Source organism: Caulobacter sp. DWR2-3-1b2 (assembly GCF_049896345.1).
Lineage (GTDB): Bacteria > Pseudomonadota > Alphaproteobacteria > Caulobacterales > Caulobacteraceae > Caulobacter.
The window spans coordinates 871,858-893,853 of the sequence record NZ_JAFCUC010000001.1; the positions used below are offsets into that span (position 1 = coordinate 871,858).

At 65.0% G+C, this 21,996-nt stretch carries 23 protein-coding genes; 5 read left to right on the forward strand and 18 right to left on the reverse strand.

Features of this window, described 5'->3' with window-relative positions:
• Positions 1 to 97: 97 nt before the first annotated feature.
• The 3 genes from ACP694_RS04190 to ACP694_RS04200 are packed head-to-tail and all read right to left on the reverse strand — an operon-like array spanning position 98 to position 3,251.
• Positions 98 to 358: an Hpt domain-containing protein gene (locus ACP694_RS04190; protein WP_426010657.1), complete on the reverse strand. Its 261-nt coding sequence runs from the start codon at positions 356 to 358 to the stop codon at positions 98 to 100.
• Positions 355 to 738, reverse strand: a complete 384-nt coding sequence (locus ACP694_RS04195; RefSeq protein ID WP_426010659.1) for a response regulator — start codon at positions 736 to 738, stop codon at positions 355 to 357. The genes ACP694_RS04190 and ACP694_RS04195 overlap by 4 nt, the downstream gene beginning before the upstream one ends.
• Positions 735 to 3,251: an ATP-binding protein gene (locus ACP694_RS04200; protein ID WP_426010661.1), complete on the reverse strand. Its 2,517-nt coding sequence runs from the start codon at positions 3,249 to 3,251 to the stop codon at positions 735 to 737. Before ACP694_RS04200 ends, ACP694_RS04195 begins: the two co-directional genes overlap by 4 nt.
• Before the next feature lie 290 nt (positions 3,252 to 3,541).
• On the opposite strand from ACP694_RS04200, the gene ACP694_RS04205 reads away from it, so the two are divergent.
• A complete protein-coding gene (locus ACP694_RS04205; protein WP_426010662.1) occupies positions 3,542 to 3,928 on the forward strand; it encodes a response regulator in 387 nt (128 codons plus the stop codon).
• Between the two features lie 12 nt (positions 3,929 to 3,940).
• Here the strand turns inward: ACP694_RS04205 and ACP694_RS04210 are convergent, their stop codons facing one another.
• The 4 genes from ACP694_RS04210 to ACP694_RS04225 form a co-directional block, all read right to left on the reverse strand.
• Positions 3,941 to 4,366, reverse strand: coding sequence for a hypothetical protein (locus ACP694_RS04210; protein ID WP_426010664.1), 426 nt, complete (start codon positions 4,364 to 4,366; stop codon positions 3,941 to 3,943).
• Positions 4,336 to 4,770, reverse strand: coding sequence for a hypothetical protein (locus ACP694_RS04215; protein ID WP_426010665.1), 435 nt, complete (start codon positions 4,768 to 4,770; stop codon positions 4,336 to 4,338). Before ACP694_RS04215 ends, ACP694_RS04210 begins: the two co-directional genes overlap by 31 nt.
• A gap of 147 nt (positions 4,771 to 4,917) precedes the next feature.
• Entirely contained in the window at positions 4,918 to 5,115 is a 198-nt protein-coding gene (locus ACP694_RS04220) for a hypothetical protein (protein WP_426010667.1), read from the reverse strand.
• Complete coding sequence (locus ACP694_RS04225) at positions 5,112 to 6,131, reverse strand: Acg family FMN-binding oxidoreductase (protein WP_426010668.1); 1,020 nt, start codon at positions 6,129 to 6,131, stop codon at positions 5,112 to 5,114. The genes ACP694_RS04220 and ACP694_RS04225 overlap by 4 nt, the downstream gene beginning before the upstream one ends.
• 281 nt (positions 6,132 to 6,412) lie before the next feature.
• Between ACP694_RS04225 and ACP694_RS04230 the strand changes: the two genes are divergently transcribed.
• Both ACP694_RS04230 and ACP694_RS04235 read left to right on the forward strand, forming a co-directional pair.
• On the forward strand, positions 6,413 to 7,042 hold the full coding sequence (locus tag ACP694_RS04230) for a YoaK family protein (protein WP_426010669.1): 630 nt from the start codon (positions 6,413 to 6,415) through the stop codon (positions 7,040 to 7,042).
• A 242-nt stretch (positions 7,043 to 7,284) separates the two neighbouring features.
• On the forward strand, positions 7,285 to 7,392 hold the full coding sequence (locus ACP694_RS04235; protein WP_426011290.1) for a hypothetical protein: 108 nt from the start codon (positions 7,285 to 7,287) through the stop codon (positions 7,390 to 7,392).
• Between the two features lie 193 nt (positions 7,393 to 7,585).
• Here ACP694_RS04235 and ACP694_RS04240 read toward each other — a convergent pair whose 3' ends face one another.
• The 7 genes from ACP694_RS04240 to ACP694_RS04270 all read right to left on the reverse strand — a co-directional run bounded on the left by ACP694_RS04240 (position 7,586) and on the right by ACP694_RS04270 (position 13,390).
• A complete protein-coding gene (locus ACP694_RS04240) occupies positions 7,586 to 7,921 on the reverse strand; it encodes a DUF6671 family protein (protein WP_426010671.1) in 336 nt (111 codons plus the stop codon).
• Between the two features lie 106 nt (positions 7,922 to 8,027).
• Positions 8,028 to 8,474, reverse strand: a complete 447-nt coding sequence (locus ACP694_RS04245) for a DUF6671 family protein (protein ID WP_426010672.1) — start codon at positions 8,472 to 8,474, stop codon at positions 8,028 to 8,030.
• Positions 8,475 to 8,553: 79 nt separating this feature from the next.
• Positions 8,554 to 8,814: a hypothetical protein gene (locus tag ACP694_RS04250; RefSeq protein ID WP_426010673.1), complete on the reverse strand. Its 261-nt coding sequence runs from the start codon at positions 8,812 to 8,814 to the stop codon at positions 8,554 to 8,556.
• Between the two features lie 56 nt (positions 8,815 to 8,870).
• On the reverse strand, positions 8,871 to 9,209 hold the full coding sequence (locus ACP694_RS04255) for a phosphoadenosine phosphosulfate reductase family protein (RefSeq protein WP_426011291.1): 339 nt from the start codon (positions 9,207 to 9,209) through the stop codon (positions 8,871 to 8,873).
• Positions 9,160 to 9,387, reverse strand: a complete 228-nt coding sequence (locus tag ACP694_RS04260; protein ID WP_426010674.1) for a hypothetical protein — start codon at positions 9,385 to 9,387, stop codon at positions 9,160 to 9,162. Before ACP694_RS04260 ends, ACP694_RS04255 begins: the two co-directional genes overlap by 50 nt.
• Positions 9,388 to 9,390: 3 nt before the next feature.
• Positions 9,391 to 11,769, reverse strand: a complete 2,379-nt coding sequence (locus tag ACP694_RS04265) for a YbcC family protein (protein ID WP_426010675.1) — start codon at positions 11,767 to 11,769, stop codon at positions 9,391 to 9,393.
• Positions 11,770 to 11,830: 61 nt separating this feature from the next.
• A complete protein-coding gene (locus ACP694_RS04270; RefSeq protein ID WP_426010677.1) occupies positions 11,831 to 13,390 on the reverse strand; it encodes an NADH-quinone oxidoreductase subunit L in 1,560 nt (519 codons plus the stop codon).
• Between the two features lie 107 nt (positions 13,391 to 13,497).
• On the opposite strand from ACP694_RS04270, the gene ACP694_RS04275 reads away from it, so the two are divergent.
• Both ACP694_RS04275 and pyrC read left to right on the forward strand, forming a co-directional pair.
• A complete protein-coding gene (locus ACP694_RS04275) occupies positions 13,498 to 14,433 on the forward strand; it encodes a LysR family transcriptional regulator (RefSeq protein WP_426010679.1) in 936 nt (311 codons plus the stop codon).
• On the forward strand, positions 14,430 to 15,521 hold the full coding sequence (gene pyrC, locus ACP694_RS04280; protein WP_426010681.1) for a dihydroorotase: 1,092 nt from the start codon (positions 14,430 to 14,432) through the stop codon (positions 15,519 to 15,521). The genes ACP694_RS04275 and pyrC overlap by 4 nt, the downstream gene beginning before the upstream one ends.
• Positions 15,522 to 15,623: 102 nt before the next feature.
• Here the strand turns inward: pyrC and ACP694_RS04285 are convergent, their stop codons facing one another.
• Genes ACP694_RS04285 through ACP694_RS04300 form a run of 4 tightly spaced genes read right to left on the reverse strand, consistent with a single transcriptional unit; the run spans position 15,624 to position 21,995 of the window.
• Positions 15,624 to 16,856 carry an MFS transporter gene (locus ACP694_RS04285; RefSeq protein ID WP_426010682.1) on the reverse strand — a complete coding sequence of 411 codons (1,233 nt, stop codon included), beginning with the start codon at positions 16,854 to 16,856 and terminating at the stop codon, positions 15,624 to 15,626.
• Positions 16,846 to 18,255, reverse strand: a complete 1,410-nt coding sequence (locus tag ACP694_RS04290) for a sensor histidine kinase (protein WP_426010683.1) — start codon at positions 18,253 to 18,255, stop codon at positions 16,846 to 16,848. Before ACP694_RS04290 ends, ACP694_RS04285 begins: the two co-directional genes overlap by 11 nt.
• Positions 18,236 to 18,907 (reverse strand): winged helix-turn-helix domain-containing protein, encoded by a 672-nt coding sequence (locus ACP694_RS04295; RefSeq protein WP_426010685.1) that lies wholly within the window; start codon positions 18,905 to 18,907, stop codon positions 18,236 to 18,238. The genes ACP694_RS04290 and ACP694_RS04295 overlap by 20 nt, the downstream gene beginning before the upstream one ends.
• The gene (locus tag ACP694_RS04300; protein ID WP_426010687.1) at positions 18,882 to 21,995 is read right to left on the reverse strand and encodes an efflux RND transporter permease subunit; all 3,114 of its coding nucleotides are present in this window, start codon (positions 21,993 to 21,995) and stop codon (positions 18,882 to 18,884) included. Before ACP694_RS04300 ends, ACP694_RS04295 begins: the two co-directional genes overlap by 26 nt.
• Between the last annotated feature and the right edge of the window lies 1 nt (position 21,996).

A 21,996-nucleotide genomic window follows, 5' to 3' on the forward strand; every position in this document is an offset into this window, starting at 1 on the left:
TCAAGCGCCGGCCGCATCAGCGGCGCTCCGCGCCAGCGCCTCTGCGCAGCAGGTCGCCAAAGCTTTTCGGATGGATTTCAGCCACTTCCGCGATGATCTAGCTTCGCGCCACCGCCGCTAGCGCCGCCGCCAATTCAGCCAGCTCACGCTCGACGAAGCCCTTCCCCGCCTGGGCACGCTCGTCGATGCGGCCCGCTAGCGCGCCCAAGGCGTCATAGCCAAACATGCCGGCGGCTCCCGCGATGCGGTGGATGGTGCGCGGTAGATCGGACGCGGCGGGGCCCTCCTCGACCACGAGAAGATCCTCAGCGCAACGCGCGATGAACTTGGCTCGCAGGGGCGCGAGGGGATCGCTCATGCGCCGGCCACGATCGAGCGGACGTCGGAGGCCAGGGTCATCGGATCGAACGGCTTGGTGATCACCCCGATTGCCCCGCGGGCTATGAACGCGGCTCGCTCCTGCGGCAGGGCGCGCGCGGTGATGAAGATGGCCGGGGTCTTTTCAAGCCCTGCCACGTGACGGATCAGATCCAGGGTCGTTGGACCGTCCATGTCGGGCATCATCACATCCAGCAGGATCGCCTGGGGTCGCCACGGGTCACTGGCCAAGGCGCCCAGCGCCGCCGCCCCCGAGGAATGGGCGCGCAATTCTATCTCCGGATCGAGTTCAAAGGCGAAGGCGGCTACCTCGCGAATATCGGGCTCGTCTTCGACATACATCAGTTTCAGGCCGGTCATCGTGCTCCCTCCCCAGGCGGTCGGCTCGCCAGCAATTGAACCCGCTCGCTCAGCTCTTTCAGTGTTGACCGCGACTTGGTCAACACGGCGTCGACCGAGTCGGTCAGCTGCCCGTCGTCCAGGCTCTGGGCGGTGAACACAATGACCGGCACGGGCGGCCGCCCCTGCTTACGAAGATCCGGCAGCAGGTCCAACCCCGAGCCGTCGCCCAGCGCCACGTCTAGAATGGCGAGCTGAGGAGAGGTATTGCGCAGGATGCGCCGAGCGCTCCTCACGCTGTCGGCGGCGATGATGTCGCAACGATCGCGCAGTGCGGTGGCGACGATCTGCCGAACGTCGGGATCGTCCTCGACGTGCAACACCAGCAAGCGGGCCAGCTCGCCGCGACGCGCATTGGCCAGGGCTGTCTTCAGGCGCTCGATATCGACGGGCTTCTGGAGCCAGTCGAGCACGTCCAGGCTCTGGGGAGAGGCGGCCTCACCCGACACGATCAGGACCGGCAAAGTGCTGGTCCCCGGTCGAGACCTCAGTCGCTTCAGCAGGTCCAGGCCGTGGCCGTCCGGCAGGCGCAGATCCAGCAGCAGGGCGATGTAGCCGATCGGCTCACGCAGCGCCGCCTCGGCAGCCGCCAGCGTACCGACCACCGTGGCGTCGAGCCCCAGCTCGGCCGCCATTTCCGAAAGCACCATCGCCGCGTCGGGGTCGTCTTCGCAGATCAAAATCTGTCGGCGTTCCAGTACGGGGGAGAGACCCGCGTCGAACAACGGCAGATCCACATGGAAGGTCGCGCCCTCCCCCGGAGGCGAGTCGAAGAAGATTCGCCCGCCGTGCCGCTCGACGATCTCGCGACAGATGGCCAAGCCCAGGCCCGTTCCGCCCAGCCGCCGGGTATCGGACCCATCGGCCTGGGCGAACTTCGAGAAGATCCGCTGGCGGAAGCTTTCCGGCACGCCCGGCCCATGGTCGCGCACGCTGACGCGCGCCCGCCCGGCCTCCAGGCGGGAGATGCTCACCTCGACCGTCGCGTCCTTGGGGGAAAACTTGGCGGCGTTGGACAGCAGGTTGGTCAGAACCTGGGCTAGGCGGTCGGCGTCCCCCCGGACGGTGAGGGCCTCGGACGCGGTCAGGACCAGCTTGACGCCAAGCTCGTCGGCCAGGCCCTGCATGGCGTCCAGCGCCCGCCGTGCCAGCTCGACGACATCCATCGCCTCCATGGCGAAGGTCATCTGGCCAGACTCGATCTTCTCGGTGTCGAGGATGTCGTTTATCAATCGCACCAGCCGCTGGGAGTTGGCGTGGGCGATCCCCACCAGCCGTCCCGTGCGCTCGGACAGCTCGCCCCCAGCGCCCCCCGCCAGCAACCCCAGCGAGCCGGCGATCGAGGTCAGGGGCGTGCGCAATTCGTGGCTCACGGTGGAGACGAATTCGGACTTCATCTGCTCGATGCGCCGCCGCTCGCTCATGTCGCGAACCGCAGCCACCACATAAGCGCCGCTGGCGAGATCAAATCGTCCGAGCGAGACTTCGGCCGGGAAAGTGGAGCCGTCGTTGCGCCGTGCCTGCAGCTCGCGCGTGAGGCCCTCGCGCAGATCGCGCCCGCCGCCCAGACGGTCGAGGAACAGCCGGCCATCCTCCGGAATATCGAACAACATCGAGGCGTCTCGGCCGAGCGTCTCGACCGGCCCATAGCCGAACATCCCCTGTCCGGCGCGATTAAGGCTCTCGACCGTGCCCGAGAGGTTGAAAGTCAGCAGACCGTCCTGGGCGCTGTCGAAGATCGCCGTCATCCGGGCGGCATTCAGCTCGACCTTCTCCAGAAGGCGCTGTCGCCCCCTCCCTTGCAACAGGATGAGGACGAATGCCCCAAACAACAACGCGCCGAGGATCAGGAAGAGCGTCAGGGTCACGCGCTCGGTCGCGTGTGTCCGCTCTTCGTCGGCGATGACGCGTTCGGTCAGCGCCTGTCGCTCAGCGCTTGCCATCTGCGCCATGAGAACGCGCAGCTCGTCCATGAGCTGCTTGCCGATCCCGTTGCTAACCATCGCCTGGGCGGCGGCCGCGCCGCGCGTGTCGCGCGCGGCGATCGTCAACCGCACGCGCGCCAACTTGGCGTCGATCTTGGCTTCGATCGCGTCGAGTTCTCCAAGCTCGGCTCGATCTGCGCCTTGAGTTCCCAGCTCGTCTTCCTGCAGCGCCCGCAGCCGCCGCCGTTCCTGCCCAAGGGCTTCGGCCGCGTGGTTGTAGGGCTCCAGGAACCGTTTCTGTCCGGTGATGACATAGCCGCGCGAGCCGGTTTCCGCGTCCTGCATCAGCGAGAAGACCGTCAGCATCTGCAGCCGCTTCTCGTAGGAGTGGTTCACGGCGGCGCGCAGCTCGCGTCCCCGATCGAACTCCCGCCGGATTTCAAGCGCCACCGTCAGCAACAGGAGCGGAACGACGATCAATCCCACCACGGCGGGCAACCGCAAACCCTTGGTGACCGGCGAACGGGAAAAAGGCGGGACAAACGACATCAGCAGCTCCCAACGGCAAACGAAGCTCGGACGCAAGCGCTAAGCCATTAGCCGCATGCCCATCGTCTACGATGTCAACGCTAACGAACCGTTGGCCCCCGGCCCCCGACGGGTCCGGTGCGCCCTGACCAATCTTTTTGAGGCTCAACCGCTATGCCGTCCTGCAAGCGCGCGCTCCTGCGACCTAGCGTCACACCCCCATTTGTTGCGTTCTATGCAAGCTCCGCTAGCGTGGCTTGCGGCGCCAGTTGTCAAAACAATCGATTGTCCATGGAGGGATCGTGGGGCGAGTGCTCATCGTTGATGATGACCCGCTGGTGAGATCGCTGCTATGCGGCTTTCTGACCAGCGCAGGGCATACATGCGTCGAGGCCGAAGAGGGCGCGAACGCGGTGCGCGCGCTCGAACGCTCCGACTTCGACGTGGTTGTCATCGATCTGTTGATGCCTGTGCGCGAAGGCGTGGAAACGATCGGTGAGATTCGTCGCCGTTGGCCCTTGGTGAGGATCATCGCCATCAGCGGTGGCTCGGTGCGCCTACCTTCGGCCAGCCTCCTGAATCTGGCGGCAGGGATGGGCGCGCACGAGACCTTAGCGAAGCCGGTCGATGAGCACCTGCTGACGCTGTTGGTCGAGCGGCAATTGCGCATCGCGCCCGAAACGCCGCCTGTCGTCTGAGCCTCGCCCCGCCTAGGAAGATCTGAACCCCGTCCGGGTCATCGAGCCCCAACCTTGAGCGCCGGTCATGAACTGCCAAAGTCCGCGAAGCCGCCAGACATTGTTGATCTGCCGATAGCCGAAATTCTCCAGCACCGCCGCCCTCATCAGGATCAGCAGGCTCTTGCCGTTGGGAAAGCGTCGAAGCTCGACCTCTTCGAGCGCCAGGGCGCCGACGCTGATCACCACGCCAAAGCCGAAGGTGACGGCCAGGAGGGCCCAGAGATAGTCAAGCGACAACAGGCCCAGGAGCCAGAAGGACGGGATCAGCACATAGCCGAAGATCTCAACGATCGGCCCAAACACGTCGACGAGGAGAATGTGCCCAAAGCCGATGATGCCGACGCGCCCGTAGCGCGGATTGAGGATCATGTCGCGGCGGCGAAAGACGGTTTCCATCGCCCCGCGACGCCAGCACCGACCAGCTCTCCGGCCCCTCGGTCCAGCAGACGGGTTCGGGCGTGAAGGCGATCCGATAGGGTTTGCCAAGCCGCCGGGAATGCTTGTGCAGCTTGACGACCAGCTCCATGTCCGTCGCCGACGGTGCCGTGGCTGTAGCCGCCGACATCCAGCACGGCCTGGCGCCGAAAGAGCCGGAAGGCCCCCGAGATGATGGTCAGGGCGTCGATCCTGCTCCAGGCGATCCGCGCCATCAGGAAGGCCCGCAGATATTCGACGGTCTGGAGCAGGGCCAGGATGTTGCGCGGCGCGCCCACCTCGACCACGCGGCCGTGGGCGATCTTGCAGCCGTTGGCGATCCGGATGGTGCCGCCGACGGCGACGGTGCGCTCGGGATCTTCCACGAACGGCCGCACCGCGCGCAGCGGCCTCGAACGGCATCCAGGCTTTGGCGGCGTCCTGCCGCATCTGTCCCGATTGCCCAAGTCGCAAGCGGGCTGCGTTCGCGACGGGATCGGCGCCGAGGCGTAGGGCCAGATCAACGACCCCGGTCAAAGGGCATTTGAGGCATTCCCTACCAAGACAGCGACCTTGATCGCCGGCAGCGGCGCCGCGCCCCATAGCCAGACGGCATGGCGGCCGGTGGTCCCGATATAGAGCAAGATCAGGGTCGAGGCCGCCCTCACGCCGTAGATGAGGGTGTGGAGGCTATGGATGATCGCCGCGCCGCGCCCTTGTGCGGTCATCACGTGGCGACGCCGGCGGCGGCGGCGATCCTGGCCGGCCGCCGCGCCGAGAACGGAAGCGTGGGGCCATGTCCAAAGCGCATCAGCAGATCGGGACGCCGCCTCGGCATTCCGACTAGGTCGGCCAGCTCCGGTCGTAGACTCGCCACCTCGACCGGTTGATTGACGAAAGCGTGCCGGAGCCCGAGCGCCGTGGCTTGAAGGGCGAAGCGTTGGCAGGCCCGCCCCGTGCGGATCCAATGATCATGATCCTCCTGCTGGGCCATGAAAACCGCGAGGCCCGCCGACGATTTCAGCTGGCGAGCATATTTTTCGTTCTCTGCCTTGGCCGTGAAGGTCGCGTCGAACAGGATCGGTCCCAGCCCGTCCGGCAGCGCGGGATTGCCGCTTGAGACGCTGAACAGGCCATCGCCAGTCTCGATGGCCTGACGAGGGTTGAAGCGGATCCAGTGCTTGAGTTCCCGCACGAAGGCGGGATCGGCCAGTTGAGCGCTGTTGCCCGCCACGATCAGGTCCCGGACCTTGTCCCTGCGGGGTTGATCGGTGATCAGGACAAGGTTAACGCCGGGAACGGCCGCCGCAGCCGCCAAGGTTCTCAGATCAGCCGCGCTGACCGGCCGTCCATCGTAGTCGGCACGCGTGGATTGTCGGACGGGAATGGCGTCAAACAGCGCCGAGCCTTGGCTTGTCCCCTTGCCAAAGCTAAACGCCGCGCAGCCATCGCCGGCCGGATCGAAGCCCACCTCGCCAGGAAGCCCACGGGCGGCGGCGGCAAGCGCCAGATTCTCGGCGGCGCACCCGAGGCTGACGAAAAGATGATGATCGTCCGGGTCGACGATGGGCGTGCGCAGCGCCGTGTCCGGGAGAATATCGACCCGCCCTTGACTGAGCCGAAACCGCCAAGGCTGGGTGTTGTGGCCGCTCGCCGCGAGCGTCGCGTATCGGATAATGTCCGGCAGTGCGGGTTGAGCCGAGAGCTCCGACCTTGTCGCCGCGACAGCAGCCACATAGGCGTCCATCGAGCCCATCCGTCGAGCGCCCAACCAGGCTGCGCCGACGCCCGCCAGAGCCACGGCGCCGCTCCCGGCCAAGATGTCTCTCCTTCTCATCGCGTGGCCTCCAATCCACGGAGGAAGGCGCCCCGCGCCGTATCAACGCATTGATCGCAATCAAGGTCAGAAGCCTTCACGGATGAAACCAACCAAACGGTGGCTTGCGGTCGCCGGACTTTGCGCGTCACGATCCGCGACCAAGCCTTTTGGACAATCCAGTGACCGGTTACGATTTTAGAGTCCGGACGATGGCCATTTGCCTCGCGAGCCTCGCCGGCTACATCGACGCCTTGGGTTTCATGGAATTGGGCGGATTTTTCGTCTCATTCATGAGCGGAAATTCGACCCGGCTCGCGGTGGCCCTGACTGGCAATCTCGCCAACGCGGCCCTGGCGGCGTCGCTGATCGTCACCTTCGTTCTAGGCGTGATCCTGGGGTCGCTCGTTGCCCATTTTGCGAAACATCACCGCCGCGCGGCCGTCATGTCATTTGTCGCCGCGCTGCTTTTTGGAGCCGCGAGCCTCAACGCTGTCGGGTTCAAGCACGCCGCCATCGTCGCCATGGGTCTGGCCATGGGCGCCGAGAACGCGGTGTTCGAGCGCGATGGCGAGGTCAGCATCGGCTTGACCTATATGACCGGTACGCTTGTCAAGCTTGGGCAACGCTTGGCGATCGCATTCACGGGCGGCAGCAAGACGGCCTGGGCGCCTTATTTCTTGCTCTGGAGCGGCCTGGTCGGCGGCGCCGTCTTGGGCTCATCAGCCTATGCTCACCTTGGCCTGAAGGCTCTGTGGCCGGCGGCGATCGCTGCGGTAGGACTCTCCATAACCATCGCCCGTATCGGTCATGGTGAGATCAGCCCTCGCGAAGACCCGTAGTGTTCCGAGAATTTGGACAACGGCGGCAACTCCGAGAGACAATTAGCCCCCCACCCCCGCTATGCCTGGAGCTTTACTTTGCGGAAACGTAGGGCGTTGCCGATTACGCTGACTGAAGACAAGGCCATGGCCAGGGCGGCGACGGCCGGCGAGAGCAGCCGTCCGAGGGTCGGATAGAGCCTGCTGACCCAGGTGCGGGTTGACGCCACTGACCCCGCCTTCCAACACCCCACCAAGCCGCCATCGCGCGGTGGAACACATTATATGTGCAGCGCGCCGTCGAGCATCTGCGCGACCGGGAGGTGGCCGCGCCCGATGAGCTTCTGGCGCACCTGTCGCCGATGAGCTGAGCTCATGTCGGTCTGACGGGTGACTATCTATGGGCTGACGCTGCGAGCGCTGGCGGGTTTAGGCCGCTGAACGATCCGGCCGACCGGCTGTGCCGAGCAGCGTAGTAATTCAAGGTTCTTGCTTTGTACTTCTTGGCGTACTTTAGCGCGCAAACCTTGAGGTGAGCTCATCTGGAGGATGTAAGCAACTGTCTCACGATGAGCCACCATGCGGCTCCTGCGGGGAGAGCGTCGAGCTCATTCCGCAGCGTCCCGCCTCTGCGGTCATAGGGCTCGTTGCCCTACGCTCCTGCCGATAGTCGCAAGCTTGGCAGGTGAAGGCCTCCGAGCAGATCACATGCGTTGGCTCCCCGCACCCTTCGCAAGGAAGACCAGGAACACGATCGGTAACGTCAAAGCCTGGATGTGCGCAGGCCGGGCATTGACTGCGAAACCGGCGAACGAGGTCGTTCGCCGCGCGCTCGATGGCCCGCATCCGGGTCGGATTGCGGTGGCGCGCATATCGCCTTCGACGAAAGCGGCGCCGCATTTGGCGACGACGTGACCGACAGCTTTTTCAAGACCTGCATGGTCGATAACGTCTTTGATCAACGAAAGGCTAGGCGGGGGCTTTTCAGCAACGCAGCCCATGACGATCAGCCATGCTCAGGAAATTTCAACCGCTCGGCGAACGCGATCGCGCCTTCGATGTCCGAGACGACGGCACGGCCGTAGTTGGTTTCAGGCCCAGAAAAGTGCCCGGTCAGTTCGAGGCCGCGCTCACGGTCAACCAGCAGGACAAGTTCGCGACCGAGTGCAAGGAAGGGCATGTAGGGGTGCGGGCCGAAGCTGCCCTCACTGGCAAGGCCAACGCGAGCGTAGGGCGCATAGTCGAACGCCGCAGCGATCTTGGCCCTGGCCACATCGAGCTGAGTTCCTGTCCGGTCGATATCCCGGCTGAACGTGCCGAAGTGGCCGGTATCCAGGCCGAGCGCAAGCTTGACCCTGAGACCCAGGCCCTGTTTCAAGCACAGGACCGATTGCGCGCTCTTTCCCGTGCATCGTGGCGAGGACGGCGACGGTGTTTTTGTAAGGACGATCATCAGCCGCCATGTTCAGAAATAGCCCTCTTGCTTCTTCTGTTCGAGCGAACCGCCATCCTCTGCGTCGCTGATCCGCCCCTTACGCTCGGACGAGGAAGCCCGCGGGGGTTTCATCCACGACAGCAGCGAGCTCGGTCGCATCGGACTCCACCGCGCCAGTGACGGGCCAACAGCCCAAGGTTCGGAAGCGGACCGTCCGGGTCTGGATCTGGTCGCCGGGCTGGAATCGCATACGGCGCTCGTCACCGACCACGATGAACGCTCCCGCGCGCTGCACGACCCGGGGCGCCGCGAAATAGAGCGGCGCCCGCTCGATTCTGTGGAGCAGCGCGTAGGCCAAGATATCCGTCTCGGTTAAGTTTGAGAGCGGAAACACCCGGGCGGTCTGATCCTTGCTCAGGCGGGTGTTGTAGAGCAGAGCTCGGGACGCTGCTGGCGCGGCTCCCGTGCGTGGCCCGCGCCGCAAACCGAGACGATGCGCTCCTTGGCGCGTGACTTTTCCTCGTCGCGCCGAGCGCCGCCAGAGATGACGTCGTAGCCGCCGGCGTCGAGCGTGGTCTTGAGGGGCTCCGTCCGCATGGCCAAGTTGTAACGGTTCCCACGATCGAAGGGATTGATGCCCGCAGCGCGACCTTCCTCATTTGAATAGGCGATGAGCTCGAAGCCGTGCTTGGCCGCAAAATCGTCACGGAAGTCGATCAGCGATCTGAACGCCCTGGTCGAGTCGACATGCAGCCATGGGAACGGTGGCTATCGATGGATAGAAGGCTCGCAGCGCCAAGTGCGCCATCACGGTCGAATCCTTACCCGCCGAGAACAGCATGACGGGGTTGCGGGTTTCGGCGACGGCCTCCCGCAGGATGTGGATGGATTCCGATTCCAGCCAGGACAGGTGAGAGCGGACAAGTTTCACGGCTCAAACCGCCATCTTCAGAGGCGCTGCCCGATCAGCCCCAACAGGCATCGCGCACCATTGGAGATCGCCGGCGTAGCGCCAGGCCATCTGGCCATTTTCGTCGAGCGCAAAGAGGTGCAGCCAGCGGTTGTCGAAGAGCGCGCGAACACCGTCATGTCGCTTCAGGATCTCGGTCATCGCTTCGCGCGGGGCTTCGATGCAGACGGACAGACGCAGGGGCTCGTGGATGTATTGCTTGCCGTCATGCACCGATTGCCAGGGCAGGCCGACGCGCATCAGGCCGCCGTTGCCCTCAACGACGCCGATGCCGCCGGTGACGTTGTGCAGGAGCTTGTTGCCAGCCCCGAAGACCTGGGGCGCCACGGTCGATCCGTAATACTGCAGGCTGATCCAGCTCGCGACGACCACGGGCGCGGTCAGGATCAACTCGAGAACGCTGAAGTCCTTGTCGGCTTTCCAGTCATAGTCATGAAGGAACGTGCGCCCTTCCAGGGATTTGCCCGTCGTGCGCCGACGCGGCGCGGCGATGAACGCCTTGCATCCTGCCAGCGCCCATTCCGGCCGCACCTCAGCCCAGTCGCGGCTGCGCCTGGCAAGGCTCTCCTCCCCCGCCCCTCGGGGCAAGCGCAAGGCACGCTCCCCGCGCGCGATCTTGCCTGCCGCAGCGAGCCATGTCCTCGCCTGGGTCAAGTCAGGCCCATGCGCCTCGGACGGGAGGTCCTCGGAATAGAGCGTGACCGCGTCCGTCGTCGTGTCATGCAATGCACCGAGGAAAAGGGTGTCGCTCGGGATCTCGATGCCTTGCGGAACGAGGCCAGCGCGAACCTCCGGCTCGTTTAGCAAGGCGGCCAGCAGCCGCGCATTGACCTCTCCGGAATAGCCGCCGCAGGCGCCGCAATGAAGTGCGCTGGCATGGGGGTTGTTGACGACGTTTGCGCCATGTCCGGCCAACACTACGAGCCTTGCGAAGTTGGTCGTGAGCGACATGGCCCGCAGCACCGTCTCTGCGGCCGTCGTCCGCGTGGCGAGATCGAGGGCGGGATCGAGACGGGGGGCGGGATCGTTCGGCGCCGTGGTGGCGTGGAGCCCCAATGCATCGCTCACGAGCTTGCCGGCATAGACCGGTCCCGTCGCCTCAACGAAGGCGAAGGATGAGACGGCGGCCAGCTTGAACCGACCCCAGGCCCGCTTGGCGCGGGCCTTGAACCGCGCAGACTGATCTGCTGCAGCGTCCTGCGGCCCCCCCGAGCAGGTGGTCAGGCCGGGGTTCAGCAGGACAGGCAGCCGAAGTTCCTGCACGTCTGACGCAAAGCGGCGATGTGAGGCCGTAAGCCCGAAGAAGCCAGCGAACCCCAGCGTCTGGATATTTGGATTGACGAATTCCAGCGCCCGCCGGAACACTTCGGACCGCACATCGATGCAGAACGCGGCCTGGAGCAGAGGTCGACTATCCGTCGCGACTGTCCCTGGCGCCGCGAGCGTTTCAGCCAAAGCCCGTTGCGCGGCGCGTTCAGACGCTTCCTGCAGGATGGCATCGACGACATGGTCGGCGGTGGGCGTGACAGGTGACGCATGCAAAGCGACGACCGCCTTCCACCGAACTCCAATCTGGTCCTCGTAACGGTCGAACAAGGCTGCTTCCCAGATCAGGCGGATGGCCAGAAAGTCGGTGATCGTGGCGTCCGCGCCGCCGCCGAGTTCTGCCTGCCAAAGCCGATAACGGGCATATTGCGCCCAGCCGCCGAGCGTCACGAGCATCTGGTGGAAGTAGGTTTCCGTGGCCTCGGGCAGGAGCGCGAGACGGCAAACCACGCCTGCAACTGCGTCTGGCGCACGTTCCGGAGCCTCCGAGACGCGGGTCGCAAAGCCTGCAAGCCCGACAATTTCGGGCGTCAGATCGTGGGTCGCGACGGCGCGCCAGGCGGCATAGGCGCCTTTCCCACGCGGGGCGGCCCAGAGCGCCTGTCCTTCGTCGAAATATCCTGCCGCCCAGGCGCCGAAGCGCTCGGAAATCAGCCCCGGCCAGTCAATCCCGGATACCTCAGCCGCGAGGTCCGCGACGGTCGGCGCCGCGCTGATCTTCGGCTTCGGGACCTGCGCAATGGATTTCAGAGCCGCGAGGTCTGAAGCAAGCAGCGCTGATGAGCCGCTTGCCAGAGCATCCAACAGATCGGCGTCGGTGATGGCTCCGCTGGCGATCCGCTCCTGATACCAGCTTCTCGGCATGGTGACGGGGGCTCCGGCGACCCGTTCCAGTCTGGCGCCAACTGTGGCGAGGCTTTCGCCGATCTGGCCGAGGAACGGATTGACCGCAACGCTTGACGCTAGTGGCCAGAGCGGTGGGATCGCCCGGGCGGCGCGATCGGCGGCGGCGTCCAACTCCAGGCCATCACGACAGCTCGAAGTCTCTGCATTCGTCATTTTTCGTCCTCCGAGCTGATCAAATTGCATTGCGTAGCCGCCAGCCGCGCAGCAGCCGGTCGAACACCGCATTGGCGTAGAAACCGTTGGAAAGATGAACGCGCAGGCCCGCAGCGGCTGGGTGATAGGCCCAGAGCGGGAACATCGCCTGGACGATCGCCACCAAGCCAAAGCTGACAACCGCCAGCACGATCAGCGCCCATTGCAGCGGACCTGGCGGCGGCGCGGCAGGCAACACGCCGGAGGTCAGCCAGACGGCGAAGACTTGAAGCGCGAAATAGCTGACGGAGGTGGCGATGGCGTAGCCGATGGTGCGCTGGGTCAACGCTCTGGGCGCGGCGTCCGCCAAACCTTGGGCCAGCATGTAGGCGACGCCGAAGATCAGAATGGCGCCAAGCGCGATAGCCTGAGGGGACTTGTGCTGGAAGCCGAAACAGAACCCGACGACAGCATAGATCGCCAGCGCCAGCAGAAATGCGCGGCCTACCGCACCGGCCTTAGGAATAGCCACGGGACCGGGTCTGCGATTGGCGGCGATCAAGTCCACCGCGCCGCCGGAGGCCAGGAAGGAATGGGCCTTGTAAAGCGAATGGGCCACGATGTGCAGCAAGGCCAGCGGAAAGAGTCCAAGCCCGCACTCCAGAATCATGAAGCCCATCTGGGCGACCGTCGACCAGGCCAGCGAGGTTTTCACGGCCGGCTGGGTCAGCATCACCAGTCCCGCGAATAGCGCGGTGAAGCCGCCGATCAGGACAAGGAACGCCAAGACGGCGGGGGCCAGCAACATCACATCTGCGAAGCGGATCAGCAGAAACCCGCCCGCGTTAATGACGCCCGCGTGCAGGAGGGCCGAGACGGGAGTCGGGGTTTCCATCACCTCGGTCAGCCAGCCATGCGTCGGAAACTGCGCGGACTTCAATAGTGCCGCCGCCGCCAAGAAGGCTGCGGCTCCGATCGCGAGACCGCCGCCACTTCCGCTGCGGGCTGCGCTCAAGATGGCCGCGATATCGGTCGTGCCATAGGCGAGCACCAACATCACAGCGCCGCTGATCAGCGCCGCGTCGCCCAGCCGCGCTGTCACAAATTTCTTGGCGGCCGCACGCCGCGCCGCGATCCGGTCCGGATAGAACAGCAGTAGCCGGTGCAGAAAGAAGCTCGTCGCGACCCAGGCCAGGACGAGCTGGACGAGGTTGCCCGACAGCACCAGCAGGAGCACCGAAGCCAGCGTCATACAGAGCCAGCCGGTGAACGCGCCTTGCCGCGCCTCCCCGTCCAGATAGGTCGCAGCGTAACGCACCACGACCCAGCCGATGAACGAAACCAGAAGGAACATCACGGCGCTGACGGCATCAAGCCGGATGGACAGACCAACACCATAGAGCCCGATGAGGCGGCTATCCGCAGGCCCATGTATGATCAGCACGACAGCCGAGATCACGCCGACGGCCAGAGCAAGGAGCGCCGAGGCTTCGGCGATCCGAGACAGGACGCGGGGCCGGCGCCCGCAGCTGATAAGGCCGACGACGGCGATCAGAAGCAGCGCTGCGGGCGCCAGCAAGGGCAAGAGATCGATTGGCAATGGACTTCCCTTTGCGCGTTGTGCGGATCGCAAGCGGGAGTTAGCCGGTTCGGTGCGGCCCGGAAAATTCATTGTGCCGGTGTTTTCGTTCTGTTTTATAGAACGATATGGCCAACCTGAACTTCAACCATTTGCGCTATTTCTGGGCCGTCGCGCATGAAGGCAGCCTGACCCGGGCGGCCGAACGGCTGAATCTGTCGCAGTCGGCGCTTTCGGTTCAGATCCAGAAGCTCGAACGCCAGATGGGCCACACACTATTCGACCGCGTGGGCAAGCGGCTCGTCCTGACCGAGGCCGGCCAGATCGCGCTCGACTATGCCAACACCGTCTTCCAGGCGGGAGACGAGCTGATGAGCACCCTCGAGGGTAGGCCTCTGGCCAATCGACATGTTCTGCGGGTGGGCGCGCTCACGACCCTGTCGCGCAACTTCCAGCTGGAGTTTCTGCGTCCTCTGGTCGGCCGCGCCGACGTGGAACTGATCGTGCGCTCCGGCACAACGCGCGACCTACTCGCCCAACTCGAAGCCCATGCCATCGATGTGGTCCTCTCCAACAGCGCCGCGCAACGCGACGCCCGGGCGCCGTTTCGAAATCACCTTCTCAATGAGCAGCCGGTCAGTCTGGTCGGCCGGCCGAGATCGGGGAAGCCGGCATTCCGCTTTCCGGAGGATCTACGCAGCGAGCCCATCCTTCTTCCGAGCCTGGACAGCGACATCAGGGTCGGCTTCGATCGCCTGCTGGATCTGGCGGGCGTTCGCCCCATCATCCTGGCCGAAGTCGATGACATGGCGATGCTGCGGCTGCTCGCCCGCGAGCGCGAAGGCGTGACGCTCGTGCCGCCTATCGTTGTGCGCGACGAGTTGGCATCCGGGGTGCTGGTCGAGCATTGCCGGATCCCGCAACTCACCGAGAGCTTCTACGCCATTATTCGGAACCGCCGGTTCCCCAATGAGCTCCTCGCGCAGTTGCTGACAAAATACGGCGGCACTGAGCCTCAGTTGCCTTCTGATCCTCGGCCACGCCTATCAAGGACATGCGAATGACGATCTCGGACAAGCCAATGAACGAAGAAAATCCGGCTCCCCCTGCGCGCCTGACGCTTCGGCGCCCCGATGACTGGCATGTCCATCTTCGCGACGGCGCGATACTCGCCTCCGTCGTGAACTACACGGCCAGGCAGTTTGCGCGGGCCATTGTCATGCCCAATCTCAATCCGCCGGTCACGACTGTCGCGGCCGCGAAGGGCTATCGAGACCGCATCCTCGCCGCTGTTGAGCCGGGCCTGGCCTTCGAGCCGTTGATGACCTGCTACCTCACCGACACCATCGACGCTGGCGAAATCGAACGCGGCTTTGCAGATGGCGTATTCACCGCCTGCAAGCTCTACCCTGCGTACGCCACCACCAATTCGGATCACGGCGTCACGGACATCCAAAAGATCCACCGCGTGCTTGATGTCATGCAGCGGATCGGCATGCCGTTGCTGATCCATGGCGAGGTGACAGATCGCCATGTCGACATTTTTGACCGTGAGGCTGTCTTCATCGACCGCATCCTAGCGAAGCTGATCACGGATTTTCCCGCACTCAAGGTGGTTTTCGAACACATCACGACGGCCGACGCCGTGACGTTCGTGGAAGCCTGTGGCCCAAACCTTGCGGCGACCATCACACCCCATCACCTGCGTATTAACCGCAACGCGATGTTTGAGGGCGGCATCCGCCCCCATCACTATTGCCTCCCTGTGGCGAAGCGAGAGTCGCACCGCCTCGCGCTGCGGCGGGCGGCAACATCAGGATCGCCGAAGTTCTTCCTGGGCACAGACTCCGCGCCGCACTCCATCACGCAAAAGGAATCAGCGTGCGGATGCGCCGGCATCTTCAACGCCCCGTTCGCGATCGAGAGTTACGCCATGACTTTCGAGGAGGAAGGGGTTCTGCATCGCCTTGAGGGGTTTGCATCGGAGCACGGACCGGCCTTCTATGGCCTTGCTCCAAACAGCGATAAAATCATTCTCGAACGTTGGCCGGTGAATGTGCCCGCCAAGCTTGTGGAAGCCTCCGAAGACTTCATCCCGTTTCATGCCGGCGAGACGCTCCCCTGGCGATTTCTCGGTCTTGCAAGGTCATAGTTCCTCTGGCGACCAAACCCGTAACCTCACTCGAGGCTGAACGTAGCGCAGCGTTCCCTGCGTCTAAATGTTCTGATTTAACAGCATGATGATGGCAGCACGTCAGCCGTGCGGCGAATACCTATTCCGCTGGCGGCGGATTATCACCACCAAGCCGACGAGCGTGAGGCCGGCAAATAGTCCGCCGCTCAGAAACGTCGCTTGATACCCATAGGCCGACCAAAGTGCCCCGGCCAATGTGTTCGCCGCGAGCATGGTCACGCCGCCCGCAAGGTTGAAGAGACCGAACGCCGTTCCCCTCAGATGGGTCGGCGCCGTGTCGACGACGAGCGCCGCCAACAGGCCTTGGGTGAGGCCCATATGCAGGCCCCACAGGGCCACCCCAACTAGCACACTGGCGACATCGTCGCCCAGCGCCAGGAATAGATCTGCGAGGACCAGACAGACCAGGCCGGCAGCGAGGACCCGTCGCCGGTCGATCCGGTCGGACAGGCTTCCCGCCGGCGCGGCTGCGAGCGAGTAGACGACATTCATGACCACCATAACGACGGGGACAAGTGCGATCGGCAAACCGGCATCCTGTGCTCGAAGAACCAGGAAGGCTTCACTGAACCGGGACATTGTGAACACGACGCCCAAGGCGACCACGCCCCAGAACGCCGGCCCAATAACCCTCACCTCGGCCCACTGAATGGGCGGCCGCGCTGCGCCGTGTGCGCCAGCGGAAGCTCTCAGCTCTTTAACGCCGAACACCAGCAACAGAACCGCAACGATGGCCGGGACGACTGCCCACGCAAAGACTGCGCGAATATTCCCGGCGAGCACCAGCATCAGCGCCATCGCCACCAGCGGGCCCGTAAACGCGCCGATGGTGTCGAGCGACTGGCGAACGCCAAAGGCGGCGCCGCGAACGGAAGGAGGCGACAGATCGGCGACGAGCGCATCGCGGGGCGCGCCCCGTACGCCCTTGCCGATCCGGTCTGCGAAACGGGCGCCGAACACCTCCAGCAGGGTCGCTGCCAAGGGAAAGATGGGCTTGCTCAGTGCTCCGAGGCCGTAGCCTATGACGGCCAGAAGCTTGCGCTTACCGAGCCGGTCGCTCAGCCAACCGGAGAAGATTTTGGTGATCGAAGCCGTGGCCTCGGCGACGCCTTCAATGACACCGACCAGAGCAACGCTGGCGCCCAGGGTTCCGACGAGGAACACCGGCAGCAGGCTGTGGATCATCTCTGAAGAGATATCCATGAACATCGATACCAGGCCGAGCGCCCAGACCCCTCTTGGAACAGCCGAGATGCCGGAGCGCCAGGATGCCTTGGTCTTGTCAGTTTCCATCGGCGGCTCGAAAGGCGGCGTCTTGCGAAAGCATGAGGCCCTTGGCCAGCAGCATGGTTACGCGCAATCCCGGCCGTGCGTCTTCAAGCAGCAGCCGCCCGCCGTGCAGACGAGCCACGCCGGCGGCGATCGCCAAGCCAAGACCTGTGCCCGGCGCTGCGCGGGCAGGATCTAGCCGGGAGAACGGGCGGACCGCCACCTCGAACATCTCGGGTGGGATACCGGGTCCGTCATCCTCGACGCTGAGTTGGATCCCTTCCCGCTTCTCAACGAGGCGCACCTGCACTGCGGCGCCCGCGCGGGAATGCTTCAAGACGTTCTCCAGCAGATTGGCCAACGCCTGAGTGAGGAGGTCGGCGTCACCCTCGACGACCAAGGACCCCGCGACTTGGACGAGCAGAGTCCGTCCCGACGCCTCCAACTCGGCTCGGTACGCGTCGGCCACACGATCGGTCAGATCCGCCAGGTCGACGGTCGCGAAACGCGCCCGCGCCGCGCCGGCGTCAATCTCCGCCAGGCGAAGCATCGCGTCGAACATCCGCATGGCCCTGTCGATGCCGTCTTTGGCCGACTGAAGGGCGGCGTTTCGGAGTTCTGGCGTCGCGGCAGTCGTGGCCGTGTCGAGCCGCTGGCGGACATGCGACAAGGGGGTTCGAAGATCATGGGCGACATCGGCAGAAACCCGGCGCACGGCGGCCACCAGGACGTCGATGCGATCGAGCATCTGATTGACGCCCGTGGCTAGCTGACCAATGTCATCGCCTTCAGGTCTCGCGTCGGATGCACGGGCCGCCAGGTTGCCGTCGGCGACAGCGCGCACAGTGCGAACCAGGGCGTTCATGCGTTCAAGCGCTCGGTGTGTCAGATAGAGCCCTGCCGCCAGCCCCAGGGCCAATGCCAAACCGCCCCACAACAGCAGGGTCCGAAAGAGCGTATCGCGAAGCGCTTCGGCTCTCCCAAGGCCCTCTCCGACCGTGAGCCGCGCGCCATCTGGCAGGCGCTGGGTCAGGATAAGAAGGCGGTCCTTGCCCTCAAGTCCGGGCGCGGATCCATCAAAGTCGAGGCGCCTCCAACCCTCCTTGGGTCCCAGGTCGCTCAAGTCGCCCGCGACATGACGGCCGGCGGAATCAACCAGACGGTATTCCAGCGCGCCGGGTCGTTCTGCACGCGCCATCACTGCGTCGCCGGCGGCCTTCAGACCCTCTGCCTGGATCTCAAGCGTGACGGCGTGGACCTCCAGGGCTATGCGATCATGGGCTTCGCGCTCGGCCGCGCCTCGGGTCGCGATCCAGCCTCCGCTTACCGCACCGATGATTGCAGCGGCCAGTAGTGCGGCGTGGATGAGGGAAATCCGAAAGCTGGTCGAGCGCCAGAGCTGGCTAAGGCGCGCGAGCGGCATAGCCTTCTCCTCGCACGGTGTGGATCAGCATCGGGCTTCCCGCGCGATCGATCTTGGCCCGAAGGCGGCTGACGTGGCTTTCCACCAGGCTGGTGCCCGGATCGAAGCGAATTTTCCAAACGCCTTCCAGCAGCATGATGCGGGTCACCACATTGGGCGTCTGCAGCATCAAGGCTTCGAGCAGTTGGAACTCACGATGCTGCAGGTCAATCATCTCACCGGCCCGCCGGACCTCCCGCGTCAGACGGTCGAGCGTCAAATCGGCGATGGACAACCGGGTGGGCGAACCGGATGCGCTTCTGCGGCCAAGGGCGTCAACGCGCGCGATCAGTTCCGGCATCGAGAACGGCTTGACCAGATAATCGTCGCCCCCCCCTTCCAGGCCAGCGACCCGATCCTCGACCGAGCCCAGCGCCGTCAGGATCAAAATGGGCTTTTCAATCCCGGCGTCGCGCAGGGCCCTGGCGACCGACAGCCCGTCCAGGCTGGGAAGCATCCGATCGATGATCATCACGTCGAAGCCACCGGCCATCGCCGTGGCCAGCCCGGCCTGGCCGTCCATTACCGTCTCGACGGCGTGGCCACGCAGGCTGAGGCCCTCGAAGACGAAGGCGGCCGTCTCAGCATCATCCTCGATCAGCAGCAGGCGCATTGCGTGATCTCTCGTGGGTTGGTCCCCGCGGATAACGATAGGCGAGAACGAGCGCCGGGAGCAGCAGCAGGCTCATCAGGGTCGAAGTGATTAATCCGCCGAGGATCACCGCAGCCATGGGACCCTGCACCTCGCGTCCGGATTGGCCCGCCTCGAGCGCTAGGGGCGCCAGGCCAAGTCCAGTGACCAAGGCGGTCATCAGGATTGGTGTCACGCGTTCCTGGGTCGCGCGCAGAACCGTCGCCAATCCCCAGAGCTGGCCCTCTTCGCTCACCAGGTGATCGACGTGGGAGATAAGGAGAATGGCATTGCGGGCGGCGATTCCGAACAGCGTGACGAAACCGACCAAAGCACCCAGCGAGAGCACGCCGCCGGTCAAGGCCACGGCGGCGACGCCGCCAGCCAGAGCAAACGGTGTCCCCGCAAGGATCAATCCGGCGGGCCGACCGCCGCCGAAGGCCAGCACGAGGAGCGCGGTGATGCCGATCGACGCTGCGGCGACATTGACCAGGATCTGGCGGGCCGCCGCAGCCTGGCCTTGGGCCACACCGGTGTATTCGAGGAAGACACCCGGCGGCAGGGTGACGGTGCGCGCGACCTGGGCGCGCGCGTCGCGCACAAAGCCGGAGACATCGGCCTGGGTCGGGTTGGCGGTAACCACCTGCCGGCGTTGACCGCCGTCGTGATTGATGACGGTGCGTCCTTCGCCCAGGCGAATGGTGGCGACATCCGACAACGGGGTCGTCGCACCGTCCGCCGTGCGCACCAGCAAGGCTCCGACGCCTTCCGGATCACGCTGCAACTCCGGTGGGAGGACGATGGCCACCTCGGTGATGCGATCGGCGCCGGTGACTTGCGCCACGGTGCGGCCCTGGAAGGCCGTTTCGATGGCGTCATAGGCATCGGTCGGAGCCACGCCGCGAAGCGCCATGCGATCCGGGTCGAGAACGATCTTCAGGGTCGGGGCGCCGGGCTGGGCCTTCACCTGGACGTCTGCCGCGCCGGGAACCGATTGCAGGGCGCGAGCCACATCGGCGGCGACCCGATCGAGAACGTCGAGGTCGGGTCCATAGACATTGACCGCAACCTTCGCCGTCTCCCCGGACAGGGATTCGCTGATGCGGTCGCCCAGGAAGGTCAGGGCCTCGCTCTGGACACCGGGATATTGCGCCAGAACCTCTCGGATGCGCGCCAGAACCCGGTCCTCGCCGGCTCCGCCGAGGGGACGTAGCTCAACATGGAACTCGCTGCGGTGCGGGGGAAAGGTGTCCTCTCCAGCCTCGGCGCGGCCGATCTGCTGTTCGACCGTCGCCACCTCGGGGATCGCCAACAAGTCCTTGGTGATGCGACCGCCAAGGTCGCGCATCCATCCCATCGACGCGCCGGCGGGCCCGTTGACCTGCAGCACGTAGTGCCGCTCGCGAAACGTGGGCAGCAGTTCAGAGCCAAAGACCAAAAAGGCTCCTAACGCCAGAACCCCGACTAGCGCGGCGCCGGCCACGACCAGGCGGGGTCGTGCGCAGATCGGCTCCAGGACCCGAGCGTGAAGGCTCTTCAGTTTTCTTAGGTAACCCGGTTCGCCATGCAGCCGGACGCGACGCAGGAGCAGCAGCGACAGCGCGGGCGTCACGGTGATGGCCACCGCCAGGGAGGCCAGGGTCGCCAACAGGAACGCGAAGGCAAGTGGCCCGAAAAACGCGCCCTGCAGGCCGGTCAGGAAGAGGATGGGTGCGATGGTCAGCGCCAGGACATAGGTCGCATAGACGACCGGAGCTCGCACCTCGACCGATGCCGCCTCGATAATCCCTAACCTGTCGGACTCCGAACGGTCCTCGCGAAGGCGGCGCACGATGTTCTCAACCCCGACGATGGCGTCGTCGATGACCACGCCGAGCGCCACGGCCAGACCGCCCAAGGTCATGGTGTTGATGGTCTGACCCATCCGGTCGAGCACGATCAGCGCGGCGAGAAGTGAAAGGGGGATGGAGACAAACGCGATGAATGCGACCCTCAGATCTCGCAGGAAGACCAACAGGATCAGGCCGATCATGCCCGCCCCGATCAGCAAGTCGGTGCGGATGCCGCGCAGCGCAGAGTCGATGAAGTTCGCTGGCCTGTGGAGGCTCGGGTAGATCTTGACGCCCTGCGCCTCCAGGGCGGGTCGCAGCTCGGCCAGCGTCGCCTCCGCAGCGCGCGTCGCGTCGAGCGTGTTGGCCCCATACTGGCTCGAAAGCGCGATCAGCACGCCGCCCCGCCCCATGATCAAGGCGTCGCCAAACTTCGGCGCCGGGGCTTCCACGACATCAGCGACATCGCCCAATCTCACCGGCAGGCCCGAGGCGGCGGGCAGAAGTGCGCCTGAAAGGGACTTGGCCGTGACCGCCCCGTTGGTGGGTTCGACCAGGATGCGCTGGCTGGGTGTTTCGGCGAACCCGCCGCCGCGGACCAGGGTGCTGGCCTGGACGGCGGTCGCGACTTCGGAGAGCGCGATGTTTCGGGCGATCAGATCGGTCGGCCGCACGCGGACCTCCAACCGACGTTGGTCGCCGCCGAAGATCGTGGCTCGGGCGACCCCAGGTGTGGCTAGCATCCGTGGCCGCACGGTCCACTGGACGAGGTCTCGCAAGGCCATCGGGCTCAACCGGTCGCTGGTGAAGCCGATCTTCAGGAGATCCATGGTCGAGGAGGTAAGCGGGCTGAGCTTGGGGGCGGAGACGCCGGCCGGCAGGCGACCCGCCGCCTCGCTCAAGGCTTCCGCAACGACCTGGCGTGCGCGAAACGGATCGCTGCCCTCGACGAAGATGACGGTGATCACGGACAGGCCCTGGATGGATTCCGAGCGGACCGCAGCGACGCCGTTTGCGCCGTTGATGACGGTCTCCAGCGGCCGGGTGACCAGGGCCTCGACCTGTTCGGGGGTGAGGCCGGTCGCCTCGGTCTGGACGCTCGCCTGGGGCGGGACGAACTCCGGAAAGACATCATAGCGCGCCGAGACGACGGTCGCGCCACCGAACCCGAGCAACAGCAAGGCGCACAGCAGCACGATGCCGGGATGGCGCAGGCAGACCCTGACAATGAGCGAAAGCATT

Bases quoted from the DNA above. Each gene is read 5' to 3' on its own strand.
- ACP694_RS04200 (WP_426010661.1), bottom strand. From the start codon at position 3,251: ATGTCGTTTGTCCCGCCTTTTTCCCGTTCGCCGGTCACCAAGGGTTTG.
- ACP694_RS04240 (WP_426010671.1), bottom strand. From the start codon at position 7,921: ATGCGGCGCCGCTTTCGTCGAAGGCGATATGCGCGCCACCGCAATCCG.
- ACP694_RS04225 (WP_426010668.1), bottom strand. From the start codon at position 6,131: ATGGACGCCTATGTGGCTGCTGTCGCGGCGACAAGGTCGGAGCTCTCG.
- ACP694_RS04245 (WP_426010672.1), bottom strand. From the start codon at position 8,474: ATGATCGTCCTTACAAAAACACCGTCGCCGTCCTCGCCACGATGCACG.
- ACP694_RS04275 (WP_426010679.1), top strand. From the start codon at position 13,498: ATGGCCAACCTGAACTTCAACCATTTGCGCTATTTCTGGGCCGTCGCG.
- ACP694_RS04295 (WP_426010685.1), bottom strand. From the start codon at position 18,907: ATGCGCCTGCTGCTGATCGAGGATGATGCTGAGACGGCCGCCTTCGTC.
- ACP694_RS04290 (WP_426010683.1), bottom strand. From the start codon at position 18,255: ATGCCGCTCGCGCGCCTTAGCCAGCTCTGGCGCTCGACCAGCTTTCGG.
- pyrC (WP_426010681.1), top strand. From the start codon at position 14,430: ATGACGATCTCGGACAAGCCAATGAACGAAGAAAATCCGGCTCCCCCT.
- ACP694_RS04300 (WP_426010687.1), bottom strand. From the start codon at position 21,995: ATGCTTTCGCTCATTGTCAGGGTCTGCCTGCGCCATCCCGGCATCGTG.
- ACP694_RS04230 (WP_426010669.1), top strand. From the start codon at position 6,413: ATGGCCATTTGCCTCGCGAGCCTCGCCGGCTACATCGACGCCTTGGGT.
- ACP694_RS04195 (WP_426010659.1), bottom strand. From the start codon at position 738: ATGACCGGCCTGAAACTGATGTATGTCGAAGACGAGCCCGATATTCGC.
- ACP694_RS04285 (WP_426010682.1), bottom strand. From the start codon at position 16,856: ATGGAAACTGACAAGACCAAGGCATCCTGGCGCTCCGGCATCTCGGCT.
- ACP694_RS04210 (WP_426010664.1), bottom strand. From the start codon at position 4,366: ATGGAAACCGTCTTTCGCCGCCGCGACATGATCCTCAATCCGCGCTAC.
- ACP694_RS04190 (WP_426010657.1), bottom strand. From the start codon at position 358: ATGAGCGATCCCCTCGCGCCCCTGCGAGCCAAGTTCATCGCGCGTTGC.